At 56.9% G+C, this 23,503-nt stretch carries 25 protein-coding genes; 14 read left to right on the forward strand and 11 right to left on the reverse strand.

The window, feature by feature from the left end; translation table 11 throughout:
* Positions 1-34: 34 nt before the first annotated feature.
* The 4 genes from ABWO67_RS03620 to ABWO67_RS03635 are packed head-to-tail and all read right to left on the reverse strand — an operon-like array spanning position 35 to position 3,894.
* Entirely contained in the window at positions 35-1,051 is a 1,017-nt protein-coding gene (locus ABWO67_RS03620) for an ABC transporter ATP-binding protein (RefSeq protein ID WP_353147641.1), read from the reverse strand.
* On the reverse strand, positions 1,048-2,073 hold the full coding sequence (locus ABWO67_RS03625; protein WP_353147644.1) for an ABC transporter ATP-binding protein: 1,026 nt from the start codon (positions 2,071-2,073) through the stop codon (positions 1,048-1,050). The genes ABWO67_RS03620 and ABWO67_RS03625 overlap by 4 nt, the downstream gene beginning before the upstream one ends.
* An 8-nt stretch (positions 2,074-2,081) precedes the next feature.
* Positions 2,082-2,912 carry an ABC transporter permease gene (locus ABWO67_RS03630; protein ID WP_353147647.1) on the reverse strand — a complete coding sequence of 277 codons (831 nt, stop codon included), beginning with the start codon at positions 2,910-2,912 and terminating at the stop codon, positions 2,082-2,084.
* Between the two features lie 4 nt (positions 2,913-2,916).
* Entirely contained in the window at positions 2,917-3,894 is a 978-nt protein-coding gene (locus tag ABWO67_RS03635) for an ABC transporter permease (protein ID WP_353147650.1), read from the reverse strand.
* 309 nt (positions 3,895-4,203) lie between these two features.
* Between ABWO67_RS03635 and ABWO67_RS03640 the strand changes: the two genes are divergently transcribed.
* Positions 4,204-5,628 (forward strand): CoA transferase, encoded by a 1,425-nt coding sequence (locus ABWO67_RS03640; protein ID WP_353147653.1) that lies wholly within the window; start codon positions 4,204-4,206, stop codon positions 5,626-5,628.
* Between the two features lie 32 nt (positions 5,629-5,660).
* Here ABWO67_RS03640 and ABWO67_RS03645 read toward each other — a convergent pair whose 3' ends face one another.
* The 6 genes from ABWO67_RS03645 to ABWO67_RS03670 form a co-directional block, all read right to left on the reverse strand.
* The gene (locus ABWO67_RS03645) at positions 5,661-7,178 is read right to left on the reverse strand and encodes a tripartite tricarboxylate transporter permease (protein ID WP_353147656.1); all 1,518 of its coding nucleotides are present in this window, start codon (positions 7,176-7,178) and stop codon (positions 5,661-5,663) included.
* Positions 7,175-7,612 (reverse strand): tripartite tricarboxylate transporter TctB family protein, encoded by a 438-nt coding sequence (locus ABWO67_RS03650; RefSeq protein WP_353147659.1) that lies wholly within the window; start codon positions 7,610-7,612, stop codon positions 7,175-7,177. Before ABWO67_RS03650 ends, ABWO67_RS03645 begins: the two co-directional genes overlap by 4 nt.
* A gap of 4 nt (positions 7,613-7,616) precedes the next feature.
* Positions 7,617-8,618 (reverse strand): Bug family tripartite tricarboxylate transporter substrate binding protein, encoded by a 1,002-nt coding sequence (locus tag ABWO67_RS03655; RefSeq protein ID WP_353147662.1) that lies wholly within the window; start codon positions 8,616-8,618, stop codon positions 7,617-7,619.
* A gap of 132 nt (positions 8,619-8,750) precedes the next feature.
* A complete protein-coding gene (locus ABWO67_RS03660; protein ID WP_353147665.1) occupies positions 8,751-10,172 on the reverse strand; it encodes a sensor histidine kinase in 1,422 nt (473 codons plus the stop codon).
* Entirely contained in the window at positions 10,162-10,839 is a 678-nt protein-coding gene (locus ABWO67_RS03665; RefSeq protein ID WP_353147667.1) for a response regulator, read from the reverse strand. The genes ABWO67_RS03660 and ABWO67_RS03665 overlap by 11 nt, the downstream gene beginning before the upstream one ends.
* Positions 10,840-10,942: 103 nt before the next feature.
* Positions 10,943-11,359: an ACP-like domain-containing protein gene (locus tag ABWO67_RS03670; protein WP_353147670.1), complete on the reverse strand. Its 417-nt coding sequence runs from the start codon at positions 11,357-11,359 to the stop codon at positions 10,943-10,945.
* Between the two features lie 131 nt (positions 11,360-11,490).
* Between ABWO67_RS03670 and ABWO67_RS03675 the strand changes: the two genes are divergently transcribed.
* On the forward strand, positions 11,491-12,165 hold the full coding sequence (locus ABWO67_RS03675; protein WP_353147672.1) for a DUF2238 domain-containing protein: 675 nt from the start codon (positions 11,491-11,493) through the stop codon (positions 12,163-12,165).
* 32 nt (positions 12,166-12,197) lie between these two features.
* Here the strand turns inward: ABWO67_RS03675 and ABWO67_RS03680 are convergent, their stop codons facing one another.
* Positions 12,198-12,800 (reverse strand): 4'-phosphopantetheinyl transferase family protein, encoded by a 603-nt coding sequence (locus ABWO67_RS03680; protein WP_353147675.1) that lies wholly within the window; start codon positions 12,798-12,800, stop codon positions 12,198-12,200.
* Between the two features lie 183 nt (positions 12,801-12,983).
* Here ABWO67_RS03680 and ABWO67_RS03685 point away from each other — a divergent pair, with 183 nt between their 5' ends.
* Genes ABWO67_RS03685 through ABWO67_RS03740 form a run of 12 tightly spaced genes read left to right on the forward strand, consistent with a single transcriptional unit; the run spans position 12,984 to position 23,491 of the window.
* Positions 12,984-13,655 (forward strand): beta-ketoacyl synthase chain length factor, encoded by a 672-nt coding sequence (locus tag ABWO67_RS03685; RefSeq protein WP_353147737.1) that lies wholly within the window; start codon positions 12,984-12,986, stop codon positions 13,653-13,655.
* Positions 13,652-14,443: a lysophospholipid acyltransferase family protein gene (locus tag ABWO67_RS03690; RefSeq protein WP_353147678.1), complete on the forward strand. Its 792-nt coding sequence runs from the start codon at positions 13,652-13,654 to the stop codon at positions 14,441-14,443. The genes ABWO67_RS03685 and ABWO67_RS03690 overlap by 4 nt, the downstream gene beginning before the upstream one ends.
* Positions 14,424-14,687, forward strand: coding sequence for a phosphopantetheine-binding protein (locus ABWO67_RS03695; protein WP_353147681.1), 264 nt, complete (start codon positions 14,424-14,426; stop codon positions 14,685-14,687). The genes ABWO67_RS03690 and ABWO67_RS03695 overlap by 20 nt, the downstream gene beginning before the upstream one ends.
* A gap of 15 nt (positions 14,688-14,702) precedes the next feature.
* Positions 14,703-14,957, forward strand: coding sequence for an acyl carrier protein (locus ABWO67_RS03700; protein WP_353147684.1), 255 nt, complete (start codon positions 14,703-14,705; stop codon positions 14,955-14,957).
* A complete protein-coding gene (locus ABWO67_RS03705) occupies positions 14,954-15,511 on the forward strand; it encodes a COG4648 family protein (RefSeq protein WP_353147687.1) in 558 nt (185 codons plus the stop codon). The genes ABWO67_RS03700 and ABWO67_RS03705 overlap by 4 nt, the downstream gene beginning before the upstream one ends.
* On the forward strand, positions 15,508-17,199 hold the full coding sequence (locus ABWO67_RS03710; RefSeq protein ID WP_353147690.1) for an ApeI family dehydratase: 1,692 nt from the start codon (positions 15,508-15,510) through the stop codon (positions 17,197-17,199). Before ABWO67_RS03705 ends, ABWO67_RS03710 begins: the two co-directional genes overlap by 4 nt.
* Position 17,200: 1 nt before the next feature.
* Complete coding sequence (locus ABWO67_RS03715; protein WP_353147693.1) at positions 17,201-17,950, forward strand: glycosyltransferase family 2 protein; 750 nt, start codon at positions 17,201-17,203, stop codon at positions 17,948-17,950.
* Entirely contained in the window at positions 17,947-18,885 is a 939-nt protein-coding gene (locus ABWO67_RS03720) for a lysophospholipid acyltransferase family protein (RefSeq protein WP_353147696.1), read from the forward strand. Before ABWO67_RS03715 ends, ABWO67_RS03720 begins: the two co-directional genes overlap by 4 nt.
* Positions 18,878-19,315, forward strand: a complete 438-nt coding sequence (locus ABWO67_RS03725; protein ID WP_353147699.1) for an acyl-CoA thioesterase — start codon at positions 18,878-18,880, stop codon at positions 19,313-19,315. Before ABWO67_RS03720 ends, ABWO67_RS03725 begins: the two co-directional genes overlap by 8 nt.
* Before the next feature lies 1 nt (position 19,316).
* The gene (locus ABWO67_RS03730; RefSeq protein WP_353147702.1) at positions 19,317-19,931 is read left to right on the forward strand and encodes an outer membrane lipoprotein carrier protein LolA; all 615 of its coding nucleotides are present in this window, start codon (positions 19,317-19,319) and stop codon (positions 19,929-19,931) included.
* On the forward strand, positions 19,915-22,266 hold the full coding sequence (locus tag ABWO67_RS03735; RefSeq protein ID WP_353147705.1) for an MMPL family transporter: 2,352 nt from the start codon (positions 19,915-19,917) through the stop codon (positions 22,264-22,266). Before ABWO67_RS03730 ends, ABWO67_RS03735 begins: the two co-directional genes overlap by 17 nt.
* Positions 22,253-23,491, forward strand: a complete 1,239-nt coding sequence (locus tag ABWO67_RS03740; protein ID WP_353147708.1) for an NAD(P)/FAD-dependent oxidoreductase — start codon at positions 22,253-22,255, stop codon at positions 23,489-23,491. Before ABWO67_RS03735 ends, ABWO67_RS03740 begins: the two co-directional genes overlap by 14 nt.
* Positions 23,492-23,503: the final 12 nt, after the last annotated feature.

The raw sequence follows: 23,503 nt of genomic DNA on the forward strand, positions 1-23,503 counted from the left end.
ATTCCCAATAAAATTCAGGCCATGCCTGATAGCATCAAATAGAAACAGGACTGACAGGCTCGCCATCAACTATCTTCACCAAGTGGCAGGCCACATGCTGGCCCCTGCCTACGTCACGCAACGGCGGCGATTCGGATCGGCAAATGTCCTGTGCATATGGGCATCGGGTATGGAAATGGCAGCCGGATGGCGGGTTGATCGGACTTGGGGGGTCGCCCTCGATACGCAAACGCTTGACTGACCCGCGCCGAGTTGGATCCTTGACCGGATCGGCAGTCAACAATGCATAGGTGTATGGATGTAATGGCCGCGAGAAGACTTCAGTGCGATTGCCTTGCTCAACCACCCGGCCCAAATACATGACGCTAAGCGCATCGCACAAGCGCTGCACGACGGCCAAATCATGGGAAATAAAGACGTAGGTCAATCCCATTTCTTTCTGGAGCTGCTTGAGCAAGTTGATGACTTGCGCTTGAATCGCCACGTCCAAAGCAGAAACAGGTTCGTCGCAGATCACCAGGTCTGGGTGAACTGCCAGGGCTCGCGCAATACCGATACGCTGCCGCTGCCCGCCCGAGAATTGATGAGGAAACAGCTTCTTCTGTTCGGACCTTAGCCCGACTTTCTTGATGAGTTCGTCGACACGAACCGCGATTTCCCGATCGTTCATGTTCGTCAATTGCTTCATCGGCTTGGCGATGATGGCTTCGACGCGTTGCCGGGGATCCAGAGACGAATACGGATCCTGGAAAATCATTTGCAGCCCTTTGCTGACCTCCCTCATCTCCTTGCGGGAATTTGACGCCAGGGATTTGCCGTTAAGCATAATCTGCCCCCCTGTCGGGGCCAGCAAATTTGCCAGCGCAAGCGCGGTGGTAGATTTTCCGCAACCCGATTCGCCGACAATCCCATAAGCGCTGCCACGCTTAACGTCGAATGAAACGCCATCGACGGCATAGACCTTGGCTTCCTTCCCCAGCAGGCCACCTTTTCTCAGGGTGAAATGCACCGTCAGGTCACGCACTTCCAGCAATGTTTGCGACTGCGTCATGCCACGCCCTCCTGGGTTGCAGGCTGCGGCTCGGTTGTGTCCGAGTTCAGCCAACAGGCCGCCTCCCAGTTGGGCCGTCCCAGCATCGGCGGGCGGTCGGTGTGGCATTTATCCATGACGTACGGGCAACGAGGCGCAAAGGCGCAACCGCGGCCAAGTTCGCTTAATGGCGGGACAACACCAGGAATTTCCGGCAGCGGCTCGGACTCCGAGAACTTTGCGGGATCGTGTTCCACGTTCAAAACGCAGGCCAGCAACCCTTTCGTGTAAGGGTGAATAGGATTCAACAACACGCGCTCAACTGTGCCCTCTTCGATTTTTCTTCCGGCATACATCACCATTACCCTGTCTGCCAGTTCGGCTACAGCGCCCATGTTGTGCGTGATCAGGATGATGGCCGTGTTGTATTGCTTGCGCAGGTCCAGCAACAGATCAAAGATTTGCGCCTGCACCGTGACATCCAGCGCTGTGGTGGGCTCGTCGGCGATCAGCACCTTGGGCCGACAGGCCAGTGCCATGGCGATCATGGCGCGCTGTCGCATGCCGCCCGAAAGCTCATGCGGATATTGGCCCAAGCGACGTTCGGGCTCGGGGATGCGAACCGACTTGATCAGTTCAATCGCTTTATTGCGCGCCTGCTTGGCACTGACCTTTTCATGCCTGACGATGGTCTCGATGATTTGCTGTCCGATAGTGAAGACCGGATTCAGCGCCGTCATCGGCTCCTGGAAAATCATGGCAATGTCATTGCCGCGCACATCCTGCATTTGCGAGTCGCTCAAATCCAGCAGATTTTTCCCTTCCAGAGCTATCGTGCCTTTGGTGATACGACCGGGCGGGGAAGGAATAAGGCGTAGAACGGCGAGACTGGTCATACTTTTTCCGCATCCCGACTCCCCTACGATCCCCAGAATTTCGCCGGGGGCCAGATGCAGGTTCACGTGATCCAGCACACGCACCGGATTTTTACTGCTGCCGAACTCCACGCATAAGTCTTTCACTTCCAGTAAATTTTCAGCCATGGCTGCTCCTAGCGCTGCCGCAGTTTAGGGTTGAGCGCATCATTGAGGCCGTCGCCCAGCAGGCTCAAGGACAGTACCGTCAAGAATATCGCTGCGCCTGGGTAAATGACCGACCACCAGGCATCAAAAATATAGTCGCGCGACGATCCGATCATGTAGCCCCAACTGGCCACATCGGGGTCCGACAAGCCCAGGAACGACAGGCCGGATTCGAATAGGATGGCCGTACCCACAGTCAGCGCCGTTGCCACAATTAACGGAGGCGACGCGTTGGGCAGCAACACCCGGAACATGATGTTCAAATTACTGCTGCCAATGGAATATTCGGCCCGGATGAACTCCCGCTCTTTCAGTTTCAGAAATTCCGCACGCGTCAGGCGCGCCAGCGGCGGCCAGCTGACCAACCCGATAACAAGAATAACGTTCCAGATTTTTGCCCCGAATACGGCTACCAGCACCATAGCCAGCAAGATAGGCGGCAATACCTGAAAGAACTCGGTCAGGCGCATCAAAATGTTGTCGATGCGCCCTCCAAAAAAGCCGGCAACCGCGCCGATAAGGAAAAGCCCAAGAATGACTGTAGTCAGCGTTGCGGCCAGGCTGATTATCAGCGTTGTACCCGCACCATGCAAAATCCCCGCCAACACGTCCCGGCCGAGATAATCCGCGCCCATGGGCAGGGCAAGCGAAGGCGCCTCCAGGGGAGCTGCAACAATATCCATGGCGCTTACCGGATACAGCATTTCGCCGAACAGGCCTGCCAAAGCAATGATGATGAGCATGACAGCGCCTGCGACCGCGCCTTTATTTGCCAGAAATAACTTCCATCCCGAGTTCATTGCCTCACCCTCCCATTTTGATGCGAGGATCCAGCACGCTATACAGCCAATCCACCAGCACGTTCACGACCACGACAAGCACACTGGAAATCAGCAACAGCCCCAGCATGAGCGGAAAATCACGATTCAATACCGCATCAAACGCCAGGCGCCCAAGGCCAGGCCAGTTGAAGACGGTTTCCACCAGGACCGCGCCCGCCACCGCATGCGAGAACTGCAGGCCGGCCAGCGTCACCACAGGCAAGACAGCATTCTTGAGCGCGTGCTTGTAGACGACGGCGCGTTCCCGCAAACCCTTGGCCCTAGCGGTTCGCACATAATCAGAACCAAGAACATCCAGCATGGTGGCCCGCGCCTGGCGACTGTACTGAGCCAAATAAACCATACTCAGTGAAATGACGGGCAAAATCAGGTGATGCCCCACCTGCCAGACGGCGTCCCAACCGGTGGGCTGCTCGCCGATGTTGTACATGCCCGAAGCGGGAAAAATCGGAAACCAATAAGCAAAAACAATCAACAACACCATACCGCTCCAGAATACGGGAGCAGCAAAGCCAACCAGAGAAAACAAGGTAACGCCGAAATTGAATATGCCGCGGGGCCTGTAGGCGGACAGTACGCCAAGCAGCGTACCCAGCACAACAGCAATAAACATGGCTGGCAAGACTAATATCAGCGTATTCGGAAGACGTTCCAATATCAGCTGGGATACCGACTCATTGTAAAAAAGCGATTGCCCAAGATTGCCTTGCGCGACGTTGGTGACGTATATGATCATCTGCGCAAACAGGCTTTTATCCAGGCCCAGCTCTTTTCGGATGCCTTCGACCTGATCCGCTGTCGCCCCGCCGGCCTGCATTGCCAGTACATCAGCGATGTCTCCGGGCGCAGCCGATAACAGAAAGAAATTCAAGACTACGACCGCAATAATCATGGCGATTCCGCTCATGACCCGGCGAGAAATAAAACTTAATGAACCCATAAGTTGCTCGCATATCCTTCTGCACCGATAAAGCATGCAGAGAAAAAACTGCCCGCCCAAGTAACTCATTGCTACTTGCGCAGGCGAAGGAAGAAGTCCCGCTGATCAATTCAAATCCAGGAAAACATCATGGCATTTAATTTTGCTGAATTAAATACACGTTTACCACTATAAAATGGACCGTTACGTCTCGTTATTTGCTTATTTCATTAACCCAGCCTTCCATTTTCTGTAACCCCTGGTGCTGGCTCGCGCGGCCGCGAAAACGTATCATGCATGTACCAGACATCGTCCAAACGGGAGCTTGCAATGAACGACCCATTCACGATTTCAGCCCTTTTCCACGCAATGCGACCGCCGACAAGCCTACGTGCAGATCAATCGGCTTTACCCCAACCTCCTCGCGTGCAGGGCGCAGGCAGTCTGACCAGCGCCTTTCCTGTCACGGCCTTTGCAACAGCGTCGATCGGTCGAGCGGCACAAGCCTTGGCTGGCTATGTCGGCGCAAGATTCGGTCAGCAACCCGCGGTTTCCGTGGATCGACGCCTGGCCTCTTTCTGGTTCGGCACAAGCTTAAGGGCCGAGGACTGGCAAGTGCCTGATGTCAGGGACCCAGTCACTGGCGACTATCGAACCCGTGACGGCTGGATACGTTTGCACACCAATGCCCCGCACCACCAGGCGGCGGCACTGTCCGTCCTGAACGTCGGCGCCGACCATGAAAAAGTCGCCCAGGCGATCGCCGCTTGGCAGGCCAACGATCTTGAAGAAGCGATCATCCAGGCGGGAGGCTGCGCCGCAATGATGCGTTCACTACAGGAATGGGCTCAGCATCCCCAAGGCAAATCCGTCAAGGCCGAGCCCCTGTTCCATTTTGAAGAAGGCCGTCCAGGCTCGGTGGGGGGTAATCTGGCGACAGCCGAGCGCCCTTTGGCGGGCATCAAGGTGCTGGACATGACGCGCGTGTTGGCGGGCCCGGTTTCAACGCGATTTCTTGCGGGATATGGCGCACAGGTGCTACGCATCGACCCGCCGTTCTGGACAGAGCCGGGCATGGTCCCTGAAGTAACGTTAGGCAAGCGCTGCGCGATGCTGGACTTCCGGGAAGCGCAGCAACTTGAACAGGCAAGAGTACTGCTCGCCCAGGCCGATGTCTTTGTGCATGGCTACCGTTCCGATGTACTGGACCGCCTCGGATTAGGGGCGCAAGCCAGGCAAGTCATTCGTCCGGGCCTGATTGACGTCTGTCTTGACGCCTACGGGTGGACCGGGCCCTGGAACAAGCGGCGCGGCTTCGATAGCCTGGTGCAAATGAGCAATGGCATCGCCTGGGCCGGCATGCAGCATTTTGGCGCTGACAAACCCACCCCGCTACCGGTACAGGCCCTGGATCAGGCTAGCGGTTACTTGATGGCCGCTGCCGCACTTCAAGGCTTAACGCAACGCCTGCACTCTGCCACAGGCTCTATATACCGCCTTTCTCTGGCACGCACGGGCGAGTTGCTGGTATCGCAAAGCCATGATGAAACAGGTACGCCGGGCAACCACGGCTCGCAGGAGAAACTCGAACCCGAAACGCCGGCAGACTATGCGACCGAAACAGAGCACACCGACTGGGGTCCCGCGAAACGACTCAAGCCGCCCTGCAAGGTCGAGGGCGTTCCCATGAAATGGGACTATCCCGCCAATGCCTTGCGCAGCAGCCTTGCACAATGGGAAACGCCAAGGCATTAAGGCTATGCCCTGGCGTTACCCCATGAACCGCGTCACATGGCTATTTTTTTTCTCCGTTTCAAATAGCGTAAGAACGGTGGCAAGAAGACGATGATGAGGGAAACCGCCCACAGCCCTTTCGATATATTGCTATCAAACAGGACATGCAAGGCGCCGTCGGTCATGGACAAGGCCCGGCGCAGGTTCTGCTCCATCATGTCGCCCAGCACTACCCCCAGCACCAAAGGCGCCATGGGAACATCGGCCTTGCGCAGCAAATAGCCCAAGCCGCCAACGCCGGCCACCATCAATAAGTCGAATGTGCCCGCATTGATGGCATATACCCCTATATAACTGACAGCCAGAATACCTGGCACCATCAGCCAGCCCGGGACGGACAAGACTTTGGAGAATATGCGCACCATAGGCACGTTCATAACGAACAACATCACGTTGGCGATAAACAGCGATGCAATCAAACCCCAAACCAGTTCGGGCTTGGTCTCGAATAACACCGGGCCAGGTGTAATGTTGTACAGCGTCAATGCACCCATCATCACCGCGGTGGTGCCGGATCCCGGCACGCCCAGCGTCAGCATAGGCACGAATGATCCAATAGCCGAGGATGTGGCAGCCGCTTCCGGCGCAACCAGCCCGCGCAAGTCGCCACGGCCAAACTTGGCATTCGGATCTTTGGCTTCGCAGATACGTTTTTCGTTCGAGTAGGCCACAGCGGCGGCCACACTGGCGCCGGCGCCGGGCAATACACCCACTCCGAAGCCCAACAGGGCACTGCGCACAACGCTCCACCAGGTGTAAGCCATTTCTTTCAGATTGAAGATCTTGCGTCCGCTGGACTCAACCTCGACCGAATGCCCCGCCATGACTTTCTCGAGCATTTCCAGCAGCTCTGAAACAGCGAATAAGGCAATGACCACCACCACGAACTGAATGCCATCGAACAGGTGCACTGAATCGAAGGTGTAGCGGTAGACCCCGGAATTGGAATCTACCCCCACCGTGGCGATTGCCAGCCCCAGCATAGCGGCCAATACGCCCTTGACAGGTTTGTCGCCCAATAAGCTGGTCAGGCAGCAGAAAGCGAACACCATCAAGACGAAATATTCCGCCGGCCCGAACGCAAGCGCCCATTTGGCCAATAGCGGCGCAAGCAAAATGATGCCGCATACGGATACCAGAGAGCCGAAAAATGCCGACCACGCCGATAGCGACAACGCAACGTTGGCCAAGCCTTGTCTAGCCAATGGATAGCCATCAAGCGTTGTCATGATGGCGCTGGCTTCGCCTGGCACGTTGATAAGTATGGACGTGATGCGCCCGCCGTATTCGGCGCCGACATACACCGCAGCCAATAGAATCAGCGCCGTTTCCGGCGGCAGGTTCATGGCGAAGGCAATGGGAATCAGCATGGCCACGCCATTGATGGGTCCCAGGCCCGGCAACACGCCTACCAGCGTACCGAAGAACGAACCGATGGCGGCGACCAACAGATTAGTCCAGGAAAACGCCACGCCAAAGCCCATGCTCAGATGGGCCAGGATATCGCTCATAGCAGGCCTCCCAGAAGACCCAGCGGCAAGACCACGTCCAGCACCCGGTCAAACAAAATGAAAAAGAACACGCTCATCACTGCTCCGCCCAAAGCTATCTTGGACCATGCCCCGCCAAACAGACGGCCGACCAATATGGTCATGGCCGTCGTCGCGATGATGAAGCCAAGTTGCTCGAAGAAAAAAGCATAAGCGAAGCAATAAACCACCATGGCGGCAATGCGCAAATTGGCACCGGGCGGGTTGGAGTGAGCCTGGTGTTTGCCTTTAAATGCCAGCCATAAGCCGCACAGGGCAATAATCGATGCCAACAGCATAGGAAAAGCGCGGGGGCCTACAGGCTCGTAAGAAAACGGAGCCTGTATTCCCCAACCGAATCCCGCCATCAATGCCGCAAAAATCAGGGCGGCTACACCTAGGATGCGATCATTCATGGTTTTACTTTTTAATCAGGCCAAATGAATTTGCCAGCTCGGTGTACGCTTTAACACGCTCTTTCACGTAAGCATCCAGCTCGGAACCGGTTTTATTGAAGGGAAACAGCCCTTGCTTGGCTTGCAGCGCCGCGAATTCAGGGCTTTCCTGGGTTTTCTTGAAAGCTTCGACCCACCAGTCGTACTGCTCGTCGGAGACCTTCGGGCCCACATAGAAACCTCGAATAATGGGCCAATTGATATCGAACCCCTGCTCTTTGGCTGTTGGAACGCTGGACAGCTTGCCCGGCAGGCGCTCGTCGTTGAAGACCGCCAACACGCGAATCGGCGCACCGCCTTCCAGCATGGTGAATGCCTCGGCAGCATCGCCCATGTAGGCCTGGATATGGCCGCCGCGCAAAGCGGTAATCGCTTCGCCGCCGCCCTCAAAGGCCACGAAACGCATTTTCTTGTAATCGACATCGGCAGCCTTGGCTGTCAATGCGGCTTTCATCCAGTCCTGGCTACCTACTGTACCGCCCGCACCGAGCACGATTTTGCTGGGATCGGCCTTGAAGGCTGCCATCAATTCTTTCAAGTCTTTGTAGGGTGCGTCATCGCGCACAACCGCAACACCGTAATCGGTACCGACAGCGGCCAACCAGCGTACATCGTCGGCGCCATACTTACCGAACTTGCCCTGCGCGAGGTTCAACAATGAGCCACCCGAAAAAGCCACTATCGAACTGCCATCGGCAGGCTTTTGCGCTACAACGTGGTTATAGGCAACCGCGCCGATGCCGCCAGGCATGTACACAATGCGCATGGCTTCTTTAAGCTGCCCCGCAGCCTTCAGGCCTTCCTGCGCCAGGCGGCAGGTCAGGTCAAAACCGCCGCCGGGCTGTGCCGGCGCGATGCATTGCGGCCGGCGAGGCTCTTCAGCAGCCGTCGCAACCGATACCGACGCCAGCGACACGCCGCCCAGCACCAACCCCGCCAATAGCGTGGACATAAAAGATTTTTTCATTCTTGCCTCCGAGTAAGAATCGACATAAGACGTTGCCCGTATTTTTATATTTGAACGAGCGCAGGCCACACCGTATAAAACTTATCCTTTCGGAAGGCTTTCAATTTGAGGCTGTTTGCCAGAAAAGCCCTTTTAGGCCCGCAAATTACGGGTAAACACTAAGATCGCGCGGCAACCTGGCCGATCAGATTCCAACAGAAACTGCCCGCGATGCTGCTGCATGATGGTCTGGACAATGGCCAGCCCCAACCCGGCGCCTGTCGTGTTCTTGCCGGCTCGTCCGCGCCGAAAGCGCACACCCGCCTTTTCAATATCGGCCGGCGACATCCCCGGCCCGTTGTCCTCGACAATCAGGCGGGCATCGTCAGCGTGACTTTCAATAATGACAGTGATGACACCGCCCGGCGGCGTGTAGCGTACGGCATTGTCGACTAAGTTAACTACCGCTTCGCGCAACAGCCATTCCTGGCCCCATACATACACCGGCTCATCGAGGCCGGCCATGCCATAATCCAGGCGCTTGGCGCGTGCCACAGGACGGATGTCCTTGAGCACGTCCCTGCCCAGCGCAACCAGATCGACACGCTCGAGCCCTTCGCCGGTATCGAATAACGACTTCTCTTTGGCTCGCGCCAGCGACAACATCTGGTTAGTGGTGCGCACGCCGCGATCCAGGCCCTCCTGCATGGCTTTCAGGGCCGATCTGATTTCTTGCAAATCCGTTTCACGCAAGGCATAACCTAGTTGAGCACGCAATACAGTCAGCGGTGTACGCAGTTGGTGGGAGGCATCGTCCAGGAACTGATGCTGCCGCCGTGCTTGTTGTTCGTAACGTTCCATATGAGCATTGATGGCCGCAACCAACGGTTGCACTTCGGCAGGAATATCCTTGGCCTCGATCGGACGCAGATCGTCGTGATGGCGTCCGTCGAGTTCCTCGCGCAAGCGGGTTAGCGGCCTTACCGCGAACAACACCCCGAAGACTACGATCAAAACCACCAGCGCAACGAAGGCCAGGTCGCGCACCAGTGAACGCAATAACATGGACTGGATGAAGACCTCGCGGGTATCGATATCTTCGCCGACCAGGACAATGACACGGCCACCCACGTTGTTATAAAGCGGCGGGTCCATCACCCTTGCCAGCGCCGCGATACGTATGGTTTCGCCCAGATAATCGGCTGTATAGAATCTTGGCACCCCGGATACCAAGTCGCGATCAGGCAAAGGCAGTTGCTGATTCCCGATGTCTGCCAGACCGTCCTCGGTCATGACTCGGTAATACACATTCTCGTTGGCGGTCAGCTCGAAGAACTCGAGCATGACATAGGGCAACTCTATCGATAAACCGCCACTGGCTGTCGATATTTGGTGGTCGATGGCCCGCAATGCACCCGATAACGACCTATCGTAGGCAATGTTGATCTGGGCCCGCAGCATATGGCTGGATAGCCAGAAGGCAATCATCAAAAAGATGACCAGTGCGGGAACCAAAGACCAGAGCAGCACCGACTTTAGGCTGCCCGACCCCGCGCGCAGCCGTTTAAGCCGCATTCGCAAGTTCCAGACAGTAGCCCATGCCGCGCAAGGTTTCCACCTGCGTGCCCGTATTGACCAGCTTCTTGCGTAGCCGATGGATCAGAACCTCGACCGCCTCCAGATTGATTTCCTTGTCGTCAGAACTGATGCGATCCAGTATTTGCTGCTTGGAAACAGGTTCCCCGCTTTTCTGAATAAGCACCTTGAGGACGGCAAACTCGCGAGGGGACAAAGACAGATTCTGGCCATTGACGATGAAGCGCTGAGCACCGGTATCGAGAGTCAGTGCACCCAAAGACAATCGAGGATGCCCTCGCCCACGGCTGCGGCGGATCAATGCCATCAAGCGCGCCTCGAGCTCTTCTATAACGAATGGCTTACGCACGAAGTCGTCGGCGCCTTCATGCAGGGTGTCAATACGTTCGGCCAGCGAGTCGCGGGCCGTCAGTACTAAAACCGGGGTGCGGTCATCGCGCGCGCGCAAGCGCATAAGAAACGTATGGCCGTCCATACCTGGAAGACCCAGATCCAGGACAATGGCGTCAAACTCTTCTACCGCGAGGCGGCGCTCGGCCAGCTCGCCATCGTCGGCCCAATCAACGACGAATCCGCCGTGACGCGCCAACCCTCGAGATAGCCAATGGGCCAGCTCGCTCTCATCTTCAACCAAAAGTATGCGCATACACTCATATACCCTAGACCAGGAATGCAGTGTAATCTGGAATATGGGCTATACGCCATGGCTGGCGCTGGCCGTGACCTGCGGTAAAGCGCCAGCCAGTCAACTATGAACCGACTTTGCAGTCCTTAGCCAAAATATTGCTTACTGCCGCGTTTTGGCCGTTAACGACCTGCGTACTTTCTTGAGTGAACATGTTGCCATTCACCGTATCTACATTTTCCAAGGTGAATTTGTCTGTGGTCCAGGCATAGCCGTTGCCTTTGAAGGTATTGCCTGTCATGTCGGTATTGCTGGACGTCGTGCGGGTCAGGTCGACCGCCGTGTTGTTGTATACGACTTTAGCAGCCAGCGGCTCGCCGCCCTGGAAGGTATATTGCACACTTAAGGGCTGTTCGCCACTTGCACCGCAACGGTACTCTACCGTTTTTTGCGACAACTCCTGAGCGTCTTTAGGTGTGCCGCAGGCAGCCAAGGCCCCACACAGAACCACACCGCTTAGTGCTATTAATTTACGCTTCATGGATGTTCCTTTAAAGTTCCAGGCATACTGCCTGCTCTCAAACTTTTATAACATCGGCCCAGGGCATGCCATGTAAGCGCGCGTATCGAATTGGCGCTGACTACAACGACGTTTTATGCGCTAATACAAAAATGACACCCTTTATTTCAAGCAAAAATGCCGTGCGCCTTGCCGCTGCCATGTATGCCGTACTTTGGCTGGCGCTGGCTATCCATCCATTTAGCCGGGCCGACTGGGCACTGGAAAATGTACTGGTGCTCGCGCTATTGGGCCTGCTGTTCGGGGTACGCCGCTGGTTTCGCTTCTCGAACGCTTCGCTGCTGCTGATATTGCTATTCCTGGCGCTGCATACCATTGGATCTCATTACACTTACGCACAAGTGCCTTACGACAAATGGTGGCAATCGCTGACCGGCCATACGCTAAACAGCGTACTCGGTTGGGAGCGCAACAATTATGATCGCGTGGTGCACTTTTCGTATGGCCTGCTGCTGGCTTATCCCATCCGCGAATTCTTCTTGCGCATTGTCGAAGTCCGCGGCTTCTGGGCCTATTTCCTGCCGCTCGACTTTACCTTGAGCACGTCGGCGCTGTATGAGTTAATTGAATGGGCGGCTGCCACACTATTTGGCGGAGACCTCGGCATAAACTACCTTGGCACTCAGGGCGACATCTGGGATGCGCATAAAGACATGGGCCTTGCCGCGCTGGGCGCGCTAGCCGCCATATTGATCACTGCCGCACTGAATAAATGGCTAGAACGCGATATAGCCTGGGAATGGTCGCAGAAAATGAAAAAGCAGTAAATTCGCTTCGCGCCCACCCCCAACGACTACCCTCACGCACGTGTCCATGCACCTAGCAGTTCGATTGCGGGCAGCGGGCCGACCGGCCCGGCGCGCCACTCCGGCTCTTCAGCCGTCAAACCGCCGGGCGCAGGCAGCCACACCACGCTTGCAACCCAGCCTCCCTCAAGCTGATACGACCTCGCCCGCCAGGCACCCGCTGGTGCGCGTAGGGCGGGGGGCTGGCCATGGCTGACACTCAACCCGTAACGGCGAAGGTCTGCAGGAAAAGACAGGGAGCATGCCTTGATGAAGGCTTCTTTCAAGGTCCAAAGCATATAGAAGTGCATCAATCGCGCACTATCGTCGGGCTGGCTATGCAACCACGCAACCTCGTCATGGCTGCAGGCCCATTCCGCCAAGGCAAGAACACGTCGCGGCCGTATCTTTTCCAGGTCTACCCCTATACGCCACCCGGATCGGCTCTGCGCCAGCAAAGCATGGCCCCCGCTATGGCTAAGTGACTCAATGCTTTCCGACATGACTTGCTCACGACAGGCATGTAGCAAAACTCGGCTGACTTGCCAATCACGCTGCGCTTTTGGAGTACGTACTTTTTCGGCGCGCAGTGCGTCCTTGGCTGATAAATCAGTCAAGCGATACTGCTGAGCCGCGTCGGGGCCGGCCCACGTTAAACGCAGCCCCGATAAAAGCGCCGCATTGTTCATAAATCGAAACAAATCATCAGTAACAAAAAGTTATTCATATGACTAGGCCAAGTATAATCGCGCCCTATGGTGACATTCTCGATCGGACAATGGCGGGCGTGGGCGCCGGAAATGCGCAACGCCGAAAGCTGGATGCAATGGGCTAACCAGCCCTATTGTCCAATATCTGGCCACGAATCGCCCTCATTGGAGTTTTTGACTCCCATGCAACGACGCCGTCTAAGCCCTATGGCGCGGATGGTGTTCGACTGTGCCTGGCCGCTGGCAGACAATCAGCCGCCCATGCCGCTCGTATTTGCATCACAGCATGGCGAAACTACGCGCAGCTTCTCATTACTGCAAGCGATGGGCCGCAATGAAGGTCTCTCGCCCACCTCCTTCGGACTGTCAGTACATAACGCCATCGCTGGCATGTGGTCGATAGTGCGCGGAGACAAAACGGAATCCATCGCCCTATCAGTCAATTCTGATGGCCTGGAACATGCCTTCCTGGAGGCCGCATTCCTTTTGCGCCGGGGTGCGCGCTCGGCACTGGTGGTGCTGGCGGAAGAACGCCCTCCACCCGCGTATCAGCCCTGGATCGACGACGTGCCTTTTTCCTATGCTGTCGCTTTTCGTATCGAGCGCGGCATGCAATGGCGCTTAGAGCGACACCAGGACGAGCCGAAAGAGCCTCAGCTTTGGCCCAATTCGCTGAATTTCGTACAGCATTTATGCCTCGGCTCGACGTCTGTACACAACACAGGCGGAGATCGCCATTGGCTCTGGACACGTTATTCATGAGCTTGCGCCCCTCTCGCCAGGATGCGTGGTACTGGCGGCTAATCGCTACAGGCATGGCGTTTACCTTGTTCGGGCTAGGCGGGGTCTTGCTGCGTGTCATCGTGTTCCCACTGCAAAGCTTATGGCCGTCCGACGCGGGTACCCGGAGGCGCCGCGCTCGGGCAACGATCCACTGGGCCTTCCGGCAATTCGTACGCTTCATGGTGCGAACAGGTATCCTGCGCATTCAGGTTATCAACGGCGACCGGCTGGGCACGCCTGGGCAAATGATTATCGCCAATCACCCCTCGCTGCTCGATGTAGTATTTCTTATTGCCCAAGTTAGCGATGCGAACTGCATCGTCAAGCACAGTTTGGCTAACAACCGGTTTACACGAGGTGCCGTGCGTAGCGCCGGCTATGTGACTAACGACGAAAGTTTCGATATGTTCGACCGCGCGGCCCAGGCCCTGCGCGACGGGGAGACACTCATTGTTTTTCCCGAAGGCACTCGCACACCGCCTGACAACATGCCACAGTTCCACCGCGGTGCCTGCGCCATTGCATTACGCGGTGCACAAACCATTACTCCCGTTGTGATTCACATGAGTCCGCGCAGCCTGAGTAAGGGAGAACCTTGGTACCGCATACCCTATCGACGTATGAACTACAAAATAGATGTGGGAGAGCCGTTAAACCCCGCACGATGGGCAAGCCAGTATCCACAACCCATTGCGGGACGAAAAATGAATGACTACCTGCATCACTATTTCGAACAGGAATTGAAAAATGAACCAACTGGAACTTGAAATCAAGGCGCTAATCATAGAAACGCTAGCCCTTGAAGACATCGGCCCAGACGATATCGATCGAACCGGCAATTTGTTCGGCGATGGCTTGGGCCTGGATTCCGTGGACGCCCTTGAACTTGGGCTGGCTCTGAAAAAAAGCTATGGTATCAGTGTCGATGCCGAAACTCGCAACATGCAGCACCACTTCGCAACTGTTGCCAACCTGGCCAAATTCGTCGCAGCGCAGCGCGACTTGGCCTGATAGCTGGAGAAAATCATGCAAAGTCGCGAGGAAATTTTTAGCGGGCTGCGCGATGCGCTCGTTGAATTATTTGAACTGGAAACCGAACGCATCACTCCCGATGCAAATCTATATACGGATCTTGAAATCGACAGCATTGACGCCATCGACCTGATCGACCACATTAAACGCCAGACTGGACGCAAGCTGGCCGCCGAAGACTTCCGCACCGTGCGTACCGTGCAGGATGTGGTCGAAGCGATCTGGCGCAAGCAAGACGGCACCGCATGAGGCGTAGCGTAGCCGCTGCCCTGCTGATAGCGGGCATCGCTTACCCCTTTGCCGTTTATTTCAGCCTGGAGCATCTGCGCACAGCTTGGCTGGCCTTGCCTCTCGCGCTGCTGTGGCTCGCACGGACCATCTGGATACCTGCCAGCCAGCCGGGAGGACGTACCCTGCCCGCGATTGCCGTCGTTTTCTGTGCTGTTATCGCCATAGTCGACTCCGCCGCCTGGTTACGCGCCTATCCGGTACTGATCAATGCCTTGTTGCTTGCCGTATTCGGCGCCAGTCTTCGTCGCGGCCCGCCGATAATCGAACGCATCGCGCGCTTGCGGCATCCCGACCTCCCTCCCGAAGGCATCCGTTATACACGCCGCGTAACCCAAGTCTGGGCGGGCTTCTTCCTAATCAATGGCACCATCGCGGCGGCACTTGCGCTATGGGGACCCTGGCACTGGTGGACGGCATACAACGGCGGCATCAGCTACGCCATGATGGGCCTGCTGATGGTGGGTGAGTGGTTCGTCCGACCATCAGCAGCACAACACCCGCCGCCCCAATGAGCTGGATTCCTTTGCAGCATTTGCTGCTTGCCCCACTAGTGCACAGAACGGTCGCCGTCGCACCCGACATGGACCACGCCCATTTTTCGAAGCGCTGCCTGGCCACCGCCGGCGCCCTGCAGATGCGCTCAGTACGGCGCGCAGGGCTATGGTTCGACGATGCGGCAGAGCTGGGCATTGCCTTGTTAGCCTGCTGGCGCGCAGGCGTTACCGCCGTATTGCCCGGCGATGCCCAGCGGCATACGATTGCCATGCTTGATCCCGATATCGACCTGTGGCTAAGCAATACGCAGTCGCCCGCCCTGCCCGAGGGGCGCACCCTGCGCCTTTCCGACTTGGACAGTCATGCTCCCTTGGCCGCCGCAGCACTGGATCCGGAAGCCGGCGCCATAGAGCTATGCACCTCGGGATCCAGCGGTCTTCCCAAGCGCATCACCAAAAGCTGGGATCAGTTATGCCATGAAGTGGAGGCGCTAGAGCATCAATGGAACTGGGCCGGCAGCGTCGCCTGCGTGATGGGCAGCGTAAGCCCACAACATATGTATGGCTTGCCATTCAGGGTATTGTGGCCCTTATGCGCCGGACGAAGCATCGGTCGCACGCAATTGGTTTATCCGGAAGATCTGCAAGCAGCCAGCTTACAGCACGAACGTGTGGTCTGGATCGCAAGCCCCGCACTGCTGCGCCGCTTGAGCGATAGCCTTCAATGGCAAAGTCTGGCCCGCGGCATTGTGCAAATATTCTCATCCGGCGGGCCGCTACCCACCGATTTATTCGACACGCTGCATGACCGCCTGAACTGTATTCCAACCGAAATATACGGCAGTTCCGAGACGGGAGCGATAGCCTGGCGCCAAAGCAATAGCTGTTGGCAGCCGCTGCCCAGGGCCACGATCAGCACATCGCCAAACGGTGCCTTAACCGTGCAATCGCCCTGGATTGCTCTCGTAGACGAACAAACCGACGATGCCGCCCAATTGGAGGACGGTGGTTTTACCTTGCTTGGCCGACTGGACCGCATCGTCAAGATCGAAGAAAAACGCATCTCGCTACCCATGATAGAAGCGGCCCTGGCCAGCCATCCATACATCGCAGAAGCCCGCGTGGGCCGCGCCACGGGTATGCCACGCCTCACGGCATTGGCCGCATTAAGCGCACAAGGGCGGCATCAACTGCGCAACAGCGGTCGCATGACGTTGGTTCAGCACCTGCAAAAGCATTTATCCGATCGCTTCGAGCCCCTGGCCATCCCCAGGAATTGGCGCTTCTTGCTGCAAATTCCATGGAACACACAAAATAAATTACCTCAGCACGACTTTGACGTTGCGGCAGGGCCGCGTGCGGTGACCCCCATCATCCAGCCGCTGGAAACAGCTGGTCTCGTTGATGAGCGGCACTATGCAATCATCATTCCATTGGACTTGGCCCATTTCTCGGGGCATTTCTCGACTACGCCCATCGTGCCGGGCGTGACCTTGGTGGGCTGGGCCATGATGCTGGCCGTCCAAGATATGCTCCCTAATCTACGCTTTGGTGGTATGGAAGCGCTAAAGTTCCAGCACCTGTTGCGTCCAGGCGATAGCGCAGCATTAAAACTGCGCTGGGACAACGCAAAAAACAAACTGTATTTCGATTACAAACTCGCCGATGCGACTTGTGCATCGGGCCGTATTGTGGCGGCAAACTGACATGACCTACCGTGCGTGCGCTGTTATTCCTGTCTACAACCATGGCGCCACAGTCGGGGCTGTCGTAACACGCCTGCATGCTCAAGGCTTGCCCTGCATTCTGGTTGACGACGGCTCGGATTCCGACTGCGCTGCCGTCCTAAATGAACAAGCTGATTTGCGCGATGTATATTTGGTTCGAAGACAAGTCAACGGCGGCAAGGGCGCCGCAGTGGAAGACGGGCTGCGCAAAGCTCAGGCGCTGGGATATACCCACGCGTTACAAGTCGATGCCGACGGGCAGCACGCACTGGAAGATATCCCTGCCTTCCTGACTGCCTCTCAAGCGCATCCTCAGGCTGTGGTCTGCGGCGCACCCATCTATGGCAATGACATACCGCGCAGCCGCTACTACGGCCGCTGGCTTACGCATGTATGGGTATGGATAAATACGCTTTCGTTCGACATCCGCGATGCCATGTGCGGATTCCGCCTATATCCATTGGCCAGCGTCATCGCCGTATTCGACAGCGTCGATACAGGCAAACGCATGGACTTCGATATCGGCGTATTGGTGCATCTGCATTGGCGCGGCGTGCCTATGCACTGGATATCGACCCCTGTCATTTACCCCGAAAATGGCATCTCGCATTTCCAAGGACTGCGTGACAACTACCTGATCAGTCGCATGCATGCCAGGCTGTTTTTCGGCATGTTGCGGCGCGCCCCGTCATTGGTGTATCGGCGTCTACGCCGCAAAAGGCAACCATGATCCGGAAACCTTCACCGCAAAGCCACCATTGGGCCGATCAGCCCGAACGCGGCAATATCCGGCTGATGCGCTTTACCGCCTGGGCAGCCGGCAAGCTGGGCCGCCGCACCGTTGCCCCGGTAGTGTGGGCCATCGTCCTATACTTTTATCTTTTCGGCGGTCAAGCACGCCGTAGCATCGCTCAATATCAACATCGTCTGTGCTCAGCCTCAGCAAGCAACTCGCTGATTCCGGCCCGCTCTCCAGTTTACCGGCAGTTCCTGGCCTTTGCCGACGCCTTGCTCGACAAGCTGGACGCCTGGCAGGGAAAAATACAAATCCAGGACCTGGATATTATCGACGCAGACAAACTGCACGAACAAATGGGCGAAGGGCGCGGTCAGATCCTGGTCAGCGCGCACCTGGGAAATATGGAGGTCTGTCGCGCCCTGGCCGAACAGAAAACCAAGGTCGTGCTTAACATACTGGTTCACGACAAACACGCGGTACAGTTCAACCGCCTGCTGCAAGAAGCAGGCGCAAGCAATCTGCGCCTGTTGCAAGTCAGCGAGCTGAACACCGCTACGATGCTGCAACTTGGCGAACGCATAGAACAAGGCGAATGGCTGGCAATTGCCGGAGATCGTATCCCACTGCGCAGCCGGCGCACGGTAAATGTCGATTTCCTGCAAGAAACGGCCCCCTTGCCCCAAGGTCCATGGCTGCTGGCAGGCCTGTTGCGCTGCCCGGTAAACCTGATCTTCTGCACCAAACACAATGGCCGCTTTCGTGTAACGCTCGAGCGTCTGGCCGACACGGTTACGTGGACACACGCCACACGCACGCTGCAAATCCAGCACCATGCCCAAGCCTACGCGGATCGCCTGGCTGAGCATTGCCGCCAGGCACCACTGCAATGGTTCAACTTCTACCCCTTCTGGAGCCCGCATGCGTAAACGCGGTATACATGGCGTGAACATCGATATCCGAATTCCCTTTTTCGATGTCGATATGATGCATGTGGTCTGGCATGGCCACTATATAAAATACATCGAAGAAGCCCGCTGCGCACTCCTGGAATCAATGAGCTACGGATACGAAGCCATGCGTGACTCGGGATACGCCTGGCCGGTAATCGATCTGCAATTGCGCTATATGAACCCTGCCGTTTTCGGCCAGAACATTACCGTGCGGGCCGAGCTGGTAGAGTGGGAGCATCGATTGAAAATCCATTATCTGATCCTGGATACAGCCTCAGGCCAGCGCCTGACTCGTGCCAGCTCAGTGCAAGTCGCCGTGTCTATTGCGAATCGCGAAATGCAACTTGCCTCGCCAGACTGCCTGCTGCAGGCAGTGGCCAACCTCGCCATCGACCAAGTTACCTGACATGACGCCACGCGTGATCACAAGGCGAATCATCGCCGCAATAATACTGACTTCGCTGCCCTGGCTGGCTTGGGCGTTCGACGTCAAAGACTTGCAATCCCAGTTGCAATCCACCGCAGTAGTGCGTGGAGACTTTATCCAAGAAAAATTCCTGCGATCGCTGCCACAACCATTAATCAGCCGCGGTGCATTCACGCTGGCAACAGGACAGGGTTTACTGTGGCGGGCCCACAGTCCCATCAAGCTGGATATGCGTATTACGCCTCAAGGTGTTGCACGCCGTGGGCCAGACGGCTCGTGGCAGGCAGCGCCCGGGCACAGTGGCGGCAGCCGCGAAAGCAAGCTATTTCTGGCGGTGCTGGCAGGCGACACACAAGGCCTGAAAAACAATTTTGACATCGCCGTTTCGGGCGACAGCCACGCTTGGCAATTAACCTTAACGCCGCGATCCCCCCTGCTCCAGCAAATTTTCGAACGCATTCATATCACAGGCGGCGCACTGGTCGACAGCATAGAACTGTTCGAAACCCAAGGGGACCGCAGCGTACTGCATATGCTCAATACACAGCCATCAACGCAGCTGACCGATGAGGAACGGCGTGCCTTCGCCCACTGAGCGCTGGCTTCCCAGGATCTTCCTGGTGCTGCTGATGATGCTGGCTGTGGCGGTCGCATGGCAGTCTCGCAACGGCTTGCCCATCTCATCCAATCTTCTGGATTTGCTGCCACATACGCAAATGGATGCACTAACGGCACGCGCTGAAGAAAGAATCCAGGAACCCTTAAGCCAGCAGTTGGTGGCCCTGGCCGGCAATGCCGACCCGGCTGTCGCCGTACACGATGCCCAACTGATGGCAAGGCGCTGGCAGGAAAGCGGATTATTCTCCAGCGTCGATGTGTATGTAAAAGCGAATATTCCAGCCCTGCGCACACAATTGCTGGCGCTGCGGATATCTGCCCTACCCGCGGCCGATAGTGATCTCTTGCAACACGACCCTGTTGCTTTTGTTGCCCGGCGCGCCCGTGAAATCATGGATCCATTTTCATCCACCAGCCTGGTGCCCATGTCTCAAGACTGGCTTGGATTGGCAAAACGCACCGAAGCCGCCTTGGCGGCCACGGGCGGCACAGTTGCTTATGACTTGGCCAGCGATACGCTGCAGGCACAAGCGCTAGACAAGACATGGGTGCTGATCCGGGCGCAGACCAAGGGCGATGCCTTCGATCACACAACACCATTGCGCATCGGCGCAATGCTGGAAGCCGACCGCCATCAATTGCACACCGCGCAGACCGAACTGCTCGCCACGGGCGGCATGCTCTACGCCGCCGCAGCGCGCAAACAGGCCATGCAGGAAAGCGGCTGGATGGGCATGGGCTCGGTCATCGGCATACTGCTGGTCTTGCTGGCCACCCTGCGCCGGCCACGCGCCTTGCTTGGCCTCACTCCCGTCGCGGTAGGCATGTTGACGGGTTTCGTCGCTTGCGTGGCGATATTCGGATCCATTCATGTCTTGACGCTGGTAGTCGGCGCAAGTCTTATCGGCGTTGCAGTGGATTACCCCATGCACTGGCTGGGGAAAAGCTATGGCATGCCGCAATGGCAGGCCTGGCCTGCCCTGCGCCGGGTTCGCGCAGGCATGACGCTAAGCCTGGCCACGTCGCTGATCGGTTACCTGGCGCTGGCCTTGACCCCGTTTCCCGCCCTCACCCAGAGCGCCGTCTTTTCCGTAGCGGGACTGCTGGGTGCTTATGCCTGCACCGTATGTCTGTTGCCTGCGTGGTTCAAGGATTGGCGACCCGCTCCCTGCGCCATTCTGTTGCGCGGAGCCCAAGCCTTATTACGTATGCTTGAGAAAGCCACCGCGCAACGCATGCTGATCCGTCTAGGTTTCCTGGCTACAGCAGCAATATGCGCGGCCGGCATCGCGCGGGTAAACCTGCACGATGACTTGCGGCAATGGTTCTCACTGCCGCAGGCGTTGGCAAACGACGCGCAACAAATCGGCAAGATCACGGGCTTTACCCCCACCAGCCAGTTTTTCCTGGTACGCGCGCCCAACATAGACATGCTGCTTGAACGCCAGGAAAAATTGACTCTGCATCTGGATCAATTGATTCAAGGCGGCAAGCTGGACAGTTATGCCGCCTTAAGCCAACTGGCCGCCCCGTTATCCCGCCAGGACGAGCTACGCCATGCCTTGTCCCGATTAAGCGTAGACGACCATGCTCTCGAAGCCCTAAGCGCCTTGGGTATTCCCGAACATGACTTGAAAGCGCATCTGTCGCAGCTCGCTGCCACGCCAGCCACCACGCTTCCCACTGCGCTGGCCAGCTCAGTCGGCGAACGCTGGCGCCCACTATGGCTGGGCGAAGTCGATGGGGTTGTCGGCGGAATGATCACCCTGCAAGGCTTGCGCGATGTCCACCCCCTGCAAGCCATAGCAGATAGTGTTCCCGATACCACCTTGGTGGATCGTACCGGGGAGCTGAACACCATGTTCTCCGGCACCCGCATAGAGGCGGCCGAACTCAAGCTGGCATCCTACGTCCTGGCGGGCATGCTGCTATGGTTTTTTCTGGGACGCAGCGCCGCCTGGCGTATTCTGGCGGTGCCGCTGGCAGCAACAGTATGCAGCCTGGCACTGCTGGGATACCTGGGCCAGCCCCTTACTCTGTTCAGTCTTTTCGGCCTGCTATTGGTAACAGCCATCGGTGTCGACTATGCCATCTTTATGTATGAGCAAGTCGCCGGAGCGGCCGCCAGCCTTGTCGGCATAGCGCTGGGCGGTGCCACTACGCTGCTTTCATTCGGACTGCTGGCATTAAGCAGCACGCCGGCGGTTTCAAGCTTTGGGCTGGCAGTGACAGTGGGTGTGATGTTCTCGCTTTTATGGGCGCCGTGGGTGCGCACCTCACGACTTAATAAAGATAGCTATGCAACAACATGAAATAGTCGTTATTGGCGCAGGACCCGCCGGTGCAGTAGCCTCGACCCTACTCAAGCGCAAAGGACACAATGTACTGATGCTCGAACGCCAACAATTCCCCCGTTTTTCCATTGGGGAAAGCCTGCTGGCGCATTGCCTGGAATTTGTCGAAGAAGCTGGCATGATGGAAGCCGTGCATGCTGCTGGCTTCCAAGTCAAGAACGGTGCGGCCTTCGCCTGCGGCGATCTCTACACCGACTTTGATTTCCGCGACAAATTCACACCTGGGCCCGGCACCACCTTCCAGGTCGAACGCGCCAAGTTCGATCAAGTCCTGGCGAATGAGGCCGAGCGCCAGGGTGTAGAAGTGCGCTACCGCCAGGAGGTCGTAGCGGCGCGCTTTGACGGCACCCAGCCAGAGCTTGACGTACGCGATGCACAGGGTAATGAATACACTGTACAAAGCCATTTCGTATTGGATGCCAGCGGCTACGGCCGCGTCCTTGCACGCTTGTGCGACCTGGAGAAACCCAGTTCCCTCCCCCCGCGCAAAGCCATTTTCACTCATATCGAAGACCGTATCATCGATCCCGGTTTTGATCGCGAAAAAATCCTTATCACCGTCCATCCACAACAACGAGGCATCTGGTATTGGCTAATTCCTTTTTCGGGTGGCCGCTGCTCGATTGGCGTGGTGGGTAGCGAAACCTTATTCGGTGACCAATCCGGCGATCTGATGCAAACCTTGCGCACATTAATCGATGCCGCGCCCAACCTGAAACGTCTGCTGCCCAACGCCATATGGGACACCCCGGCCAATACCATAGGCGGTTATTCAGCTAACGTGAAATCCCTATATGGCCCAGGCTATGCTTTACTAGGCAATGCCGCAGAATTTCTGGACCCCGTTTTTTCGTCAGGTGTCACTATCGCATTGCGCTCGTCCAAGTTGGCTGCCGATGCTGTGCACCGGCAGCTTGGCGGCGAAACCGTGAACTGGCAAGCTGACTTCACCGACCCGCTGATGATAGGCGTGGAAACCTTCCGCGCCTATGTGCACGGCTGGTACGATGGCGTTTTTCAGGATGTGGTTTTCTATGAAAACGCTCAGCCCGACGTTCGCCGCATGATCAGTTCGATTCTGGCCGGTTATGCCTGGGATACCAGCAATCCGTTTGTCGCTGACCCGCAACGCCGATTGCGGGTACTCGGCGAACTCTGTAAACCCACAGCATTGACCGTATAACCATAAGCCGCC

The sequence above is a fragment of the Pollutimonas bauzanensis genome (genome assembly GCF_040393045.1).
GTDB classification, from domain to species: Bacteria; Pseudomonadota; Gammaproteobacteria; order Burkholderiales; family Burkholderiaceae_B; genus Pollutimonas; species Pollutimonas bauzanensis_A.

What these genes read in the sequence shown, in the direction of transcription:
- ABWO67_RS03665 (WP_353147667.1), bottom strand. Translation starts at nt 10,839, where the DNA reads ATGCGCATACTTTTGGTTGAAGATGAGAGCGAGCTGGCCCATTGGCTA.
- ABWO67_RS03675 (WP_353147672.1), top strand. Translation starts at nt 11,491, where the DNA reads ATGACACCCTTTATTTCAAGCAAAAATGCCGTGCGCCTTGCCGCTGCC.
- ABWO67_RS03720 (WP_353147696.1), top strand. Translation starts at nt 17,947, where the DNA reads ATGATCCGGAAACCTTCACCGCAAAGCCACCATTGGGCCGATCAGCCC.
- ABWO67_RS03650 (WP_353147659.1), bottom strand. Translation starts at nt 7,612, where the DNA reads ATGAATGATCGCATCCTAGGTGTAGCCGCCCTGATTTTTGCGGCATTG.
- ABWO67_RS03645 (WP_353147656.1), bottom strand. Translation starts at nt 7,178, where the DNA reads ATGAGCGATATCCTGGCCCATCTGAGCATGGGCTTTGGCGTGGCGTTT.
- ABWO67_RS03625 (WP_353147644.1), bottom strand. Translation starts at nt 2,073, where the DNA reads ATGGCTGAAAATTTACTGGAAGTGAAAGACTTATGCGTGGAGTTCGGC.
- ABWO67_RS03620 (WP_353147641.1), bottom strand. Translation starts at nt 1,051, where the DNA reads ATGACGCAGTCGCAAACATTGCTGGAAGTGCGTGACCTGACGGTGCAT.
- ABWO67_RS03690 (WP_353147678.1), top strand. Translation starts at nt 13,652, where the DNA reads ATGAGCTTGCGCCCCTCTCGCCAGGATGCGTGGTACTGGCGGCTAATC.
- ABWO67_RS03640 (WP_353147653.1), top strand. Translation starts at nt 4,204, where the DNA reads ATGAACGACCCATTCACGATTTCAGCCCTTTTCCACGCAATGCGACCG.
- ABWO67_RS03695 (WP_353147681.1), top strand. Translation starts at nt 14,424, where the DNA reads ATGAACCAACTGGAACTTGAAATCAAGGCGCTAATCATAGAAACGCTA.
- ABWO67_RS03715 (WP_353147693.1), top strand. Translation starts at nt 17,201, where the DNA reads ATGACCTACCGTGCGTGCGCTGTTATTCCTGTCTACAACCATGGCGCC.
- ABWO67_RS03630 (WP_353147647.1), bottom strand. Translation starts at nt 2,912, where the DNA reads ATGAACTCGGGATGGAAGTTATTTCTGGCAAATAAAGGCGCGGTCGCA.
- ABWO67_RS03685 (WP_353147737.1), top strand. Translation starts at nt 12,984, where the DNA reads ATGCGCAACGCCGAAAGCTGGATGCAATGGGCTAACCAGCCCTATTGT.
- ABWO67_RS03660 (WP_353147665.1), bottom strand. Translation starts at nt 10,172, where the DNA reads ATGCGGCTTAAACGGCTGCGCGCGGGGTCGGGCAGCCTAAAGTCGGTG.
- ABWO67_RS03655 (WP_353147662.1), bottom strand. Translation starts at nt 8,618, where the DNA reads ATGAAAAAATCTTTTATGTCCACGCTATTGGCGGGGTTGGTGCTGGGC.
- ABWO67_RS03635 (WP_353147650.1), bottom strand. Translation starts at nt 3,894, where the DNA reads ATGGGTTCATTAAGTTTTATTTCTCGCCGGGTCATGAGCGGAATCGCC.
- ABWO67_RS03725 (WP_353147699.1), top strand. Translation starts at nt 18,878, where the DNA reads ATGCGTAAACGCGGTATACATGGCGTGAACATCGATATCCGAATTCCC.
- ABWO67_RS03740 (WP_353147708.1), top strand. Translation starts at nt 22,253, where the DNA reads ATGCAACAACATGAAATAGTCGTTATTGGCGCAGGACCCGCCGGTGCA.
- ABWO67_RS03730 (WP_353147702.1), top strand. Translation starts at nt 19,317, where the DNA reads ATGACGCCACGCGTGATCACAAGGCGAATCATCGCCGCAATAATACTG.
- ABWO67_RS03705 (WP_353147687.1), top strand. Translation starts at nt 14,954, where the DNA reads ATGAGGCGTAGCGTAGCCGCTGCCCTGCTGATAGCGGGCATCGCTTAC.
- ABWO67_RS03670 (WP_353147670.1), bottom strand. Translation starts at nt 11,359, where the DNA reads ATGAAGCGTAAATTAATAGCACTAAGCGGTGTGGTTCTGTGTGGGGCC.
- ABWO67_RS03710 (WP_353147690.1), top strand. Translation starts at nt 15,508, where the DNA reads ATGAGCTGGATTCCTTTGCAGCATTTGCTGCTTGCCCCACTAGTGCAC.
- ABWO67_RS03700 (WP_353147684.1), top strand. Translation starts at nt 14,703, where the DNA reads ATGCAAAGTCGCGAGGAAATTTTTAGCGGGCTGCGCGATGCGCTCGTT.